Source organism: Clostridium sp. (assembly GCF_051656525.1).
GTDB lineage: Bacteria > Bacillota > Clostridia > Clostridiales > Clostridiaceae > Clostridium.
In genome coordinates this window covers 1-4,386 of sequence record NZ_JBOGCC010000118.1, presented here as the reverse complement: position 1 = coordinate 4,386, position 4,386 = coordinate 1, and the positions used below count along the sequence as shown (strand labels likewise).

At 33.2% G+C, this 4,386-nt stretch carries 5 protein-coding genes; all 5 read right to left on the bottom strand.

From position 1 onward, the window contains the following. Positions 1-13: 13 nt before the first annotated feature. Positions 14-1,000: a hypothetical protein gene (locus tag ACRDDY_RS05245; protein WP_438563921.1), complete on the bottom strand. Its 987-nt coding sequence runs from the start codon at positions 998-1,000 to the stop codon at positions 14-16. Between the two features lie 53 nt (positions 1,001-1,053). Next, a complete protein-coding gene (locus tag ACRDDY_RS05240; RefSeq protein WP_438563920.1) occupies positions 1,054-1,533 on the bottom strand; it encodes a hypothetical protein in 480 nt (159 codons plus the stop codon). 23 nt (positions 1,534-1,556) lie between these two features. After that, positions 1,557-3,125, bottom strand: a complete 1,569-nt coding sequence (locus tag ACRDDY_RS05235) for a hypothetical protein (protein WP_438563919.1) — start codon at positions 3,123-3,125, stop codon at positions 1,557-1,559. A gap of 11 nt (positions 3,126-3,136) precedes the next feature. Next, the gene (locus ACRDDY_RS05230) at positions 3,137-3,331 is read right to left on the bottom strand and encodes a hypothetical protein (RefSeq protein ID WP_438563918.1); all 195 of its coding nucleotides are present in this window, start codon (positions 3,329-3,331) and stop codon (positions 3,137-3,139) included. 12 nt (positions 3,332-3,343) lie between these two features. Next, positions 3,344-4,386: hypothetical protein (locus ACRDDY_RS05225; RefSeq protein WP_438563917.1), on the bottom strand; the 1,043-nt coding region annotated here is incomplete at its 5' end.

The following is a 4,386-nucleotide window of genomic DNA, read 5'->3' as shown; positions in this document are numbered from 1 at the left end:
TCTAAATAACTGATTAAGCAGTTATAACATAAGCACCAAATCTAGCAGTAGATAATACACCCAAATGCATCATTCTTTGGAACTTGTATTCTATTTGTTGGTCGTTTCTCTTAGTGCCATCAGTATTTTCTAATACCATGGCTTCTCCTTCGAAACCTACTCTTACGATTTTTTCGTTTGCCGGAATAACATATAGTATGTCATTTCTAACACCCCATTTGTCATTTATAGCATCATAAGTTTGAGGTAACTCTATTACAGGTATTCCCTTAAACTCTTTAACATAACCATATGCTCTTCTATCAGCTAAATCAGCTAAACAATTCGCACCTTGTATGTTTTCAACAGCCTCAGATACACCATATATAGCAACCTCTTGGCCAGTTAAACCTTTAACCTTAGCTATTAACTTACTTAATTGAGCATCAGTGTAAGTACCTTCATACTTTAAGTTAGTATGTATAGAAGTATAAGCATTTTGAACAGTTCTAGATACTTGTAAAGCGACCTCTCTATTGAAAGACTTACTAACCTTGTCAACTAGTTTAGCCCAATCTATACGTCCAGCTAAAAACCTATCGAATTCCTCATATATTGCTATACTCATTTTGTAAGCAGTAGTTGGTAACTTAGAATCTAACATTCTTTGTCTTCTTATAGTATTAGTACCTGTTGCTATATTCCCAACTTGGAACAGATTAGTGTTCTCTACTCTGAATTCTATTTTATCTCCAAGTTCGAAGTCTTTAACCTCGACCCAATCACCAAAACTTTCAACCGTTAAGTTAGATAAGTTTATAGTTATTAACTCTTCTATTAAAGCATAGAAATCATGTTCGTTTTTCTTGAAGTTTCTATAATTCCACTTCCCACCAACACACTCATTTAATTTTTCTCTTATTAATGCCTCAGCATCATTTACATTGAATTTATCAACTTTTCCCGTATAAGCATCTACAGAAAGTTGAGCTAATTCAGACATTCTTCTTAATTCTGCCATTTACAAAATCCTCCTATTTTATGTTGTTAATTATGTTTCAACTTATTTAGCTCTTATAAGAACTTAACTACAACTGAAACCTGACCTTCAAAATCTTCTCTTGTTATTACTTGAGCAACAACCGCAGCATCGCCTACAGCCTTAGTTAAAACAGTAGAATTAGCCTTTGCAGCTAACTTATCTCCTGCAACTAAAGCAGCTCCATTTTCAAAATGCTTCTCAGCAAAAGTACCAACAGTAGACTTATTAGGTATGTAAGTTCTTATTAACTCATCTGCCTTACAGACAAAATCTCTCTCGTCTTGTCTTTCATCATACATTAAAGATGGACTTGATACAAATCCTACTTGTCCTGTACCAGTTAACTTAGATAACCCATAAGTTTCTCTACCTAATTCATTATCTTCTAATACACCTATTTCAACGAAAGCTCCATTTTCTAAGTCTCCACCAGTACCATTTTTACCAGTAACAGTCATAGGATATAAGTCTTCGTCTAATCTAAATATTGCCTTTTTTATTACTTGTGACATACTATGTCCTCCTCTTATTCTTCTTAGTTATTTTTTGCCGATATTCTAGCCAAATCAGCAGATAAAGAACCATATCTAGCACTAGTATTCTCAGAGAATACCGTAGGTTCTAATATATTTGAAGTAACCACAACCTTAACAGGCTCAGTTTCTTTACTTCCTTTTGCAGAGAAATTCTCTAATTGTTCTTTCTCTAATGCTTCTTGCTTCATACCTTTAAGAGCATATAAATTGAACTTTAAAGTATCAACAGTTATCTCCCCAGCCAAGGCTTTATCCTTAGCATCTTTGTATTCAGTCTCATCTAAAGATGTAGAGAATTGAGCTATAACAGAATCTACTGATTCAACTAATTCTTCCTTATCTTTTTGTTGTTTGAACTGCGCTAACTCTTGAACTTCTTGAGTCTTATTATCAACCTCAGTCTGTAATTCAGATATCTTCGCTTCCATAGAAGAGAATTGTTCTGTAACTACTTTATCCTCAGTCTCTTTTCTATCAGAGAATACTAGCACTTCTTCTCCTTGTTCCTTAGCTCTCCAAACTTCTATGTATTCCTTCTTATTATCAAAATCTAAAGTAATATCATCACCATTAAGAGTAAAGTTAACTCCATAGTGAGTATAATTATCATTAGTATTATCCTGTAATATAGCAACACTTTCAGAAGGGATTATAGTTCTTAAATAGAACTCAGGTTCTTCATATTCTCTTTCACTCCAACTATACTTCTTCTTACACTTTCTAGCATATAAGGTATTCCTTATACTCTTAGACATATTATCTATAGAAAGAGAGAAGTTGTGTTGTTCCGGTTCTATTGGGTCAACTACAGGTTCAGTAGACGTTGGTTCTACTTGATTTGTTGGTTCTACAACTGGATCAACTACTGGTTCTTGTATATTATTATCCATAGTTTCTACCTCCATTTTATATTTTTCTACTTCTTTATTAAGCTCATTCATAGCAAATTGGAACTCTTCATTAGATGAATAAGTTTCTAATTTACAAGTGCTACCCATTGCTGGCATGACGTCATCGCCTAAAACGGTCACACCTAAATAGCTATATTTACTTATCTTATATATTCCTGTCTTCTTATCTTTTGAACCTTCTTCAACAGACACTTCCATAGAAACACCTTTTTCACCAGACTCAGAAATAAGGTCATAACCTTCATTTGAATATGTTTTCCATATGTATCCATCAACAACCACATGGTCTACACCTTCTATTTCTTCTATTCTGTAATTATTCGCTTCAGGTATTACACCAATTGGTCTTTCTAGGTAAAACTGTTTTATCTCATGTCCATCAGATCCTTGCACTATCTTAGTTATAACATTATGCTCATCGAAATCAATCGCTTCACCATCGTCATCCCTTTTAATGTACGCAAGAATAGGAATATTACTAATAGTATCTTTTGCTTCCTCAACAGCATCATCTGAAATATCTGACTTATTACCATTGACACCTGAGTGCATAACTACTATTTTTACCTTCTCTAAGTTACCACTCTCCTTCTTTGCAAAAGTATGCGTAGAAGTATCCTTAACAATAGAGCAAGGTATGTGTTGTATCTTATTCATAGATTACCTCCTTATACAAAATAAGCCACATCTGTAACTAAATAAACTTTATTAGTTTTCTGACTAAATGTAGCATATTTACTAGGAGAGTTTTCAAATGAGTAAGCAACTTCACCATTTATTTTACAAGTACCTATTTCTTCAAAACCACTTTCAATAAGTTCTTGCCTTTCTTGATTATTTAGTGCTATTATAAATTTACTCAAATTAACTCCTCCTTACTCTGCCTCTGGTTGTGTTGAAGCACCCTCTGAATTTGTACCATCCTTAGCTGGTCTTCCATTATCACTCCCACTAGCAGTATGAGCTGATTGTTGAGGAATCATTAATGAGTCAAATGATAATAACATTTCCATCTTTAATAGATTTCTACCTTCAAGTGGAGTATATCCTTTAGTAGCTAAAAACTCTGTTCTTAAACCACCATAGGCCATATCTTCCCTAGAGGTCTTAGCTCTATCAGCCTTATCAAAATGTGTAGTATCAATAAACTTTAACTTCCATGAAGTACCATTTTTCTTATATAAAGATAATTCATAATTAAGCCAATTCTGAACTAGCATCTGCGCTCTTTTAGTTAATAACCCATCTGCTATAATACCAACAGCAATCGCTTCATTAGTTGACTTACTACCATTAAATAACTCATTATTAATACCAACAGTATCAAAAACATTATTCAATGATTGAGTAATATTCTGATTTATCTTACTATTACCATCAGATAAATTAACCGCCTGTAAATCTAATGGATTAGTAGTAATAGAAGTACCTTTAGGTAAGTTAGACTTAGTCCCATTATGGTAAGCCTTAGCAACATTGAAGTCCATTAATACAACACCAGTATCCTTATCAATAGGTAATTTTTGATGTATTAACTTAATACTTTCAATAACAGCATTTTCACTCTTTAAGTCCTTCATATCTTCAAGTTCCATTAAATCATCAAATGCAGTAGCAAAGAATGGGATACCCTTAGTAGCATACTTGTCCAAGTTAAAAGCAACAGCATTTTTCTTTAATTCATAGAAACTCTTATCTACTAAATCCTTTTCTTTAATAGCTCCGGCCTTATGTCTCTTATATAACTTCTGTATCTCAGGCGGCATAGCCAATACAGTCTTATCATTTAACTTAGCTAAATTTACTCCATATTTTTGTATGCCATTCTCAATAGAAGTTATCTTGCATAGAGTATTAGGTATCTCTTGCATAACAACTCCTGTGGCATCTTCAAGCTTATATAAGTACAATTCTCCTT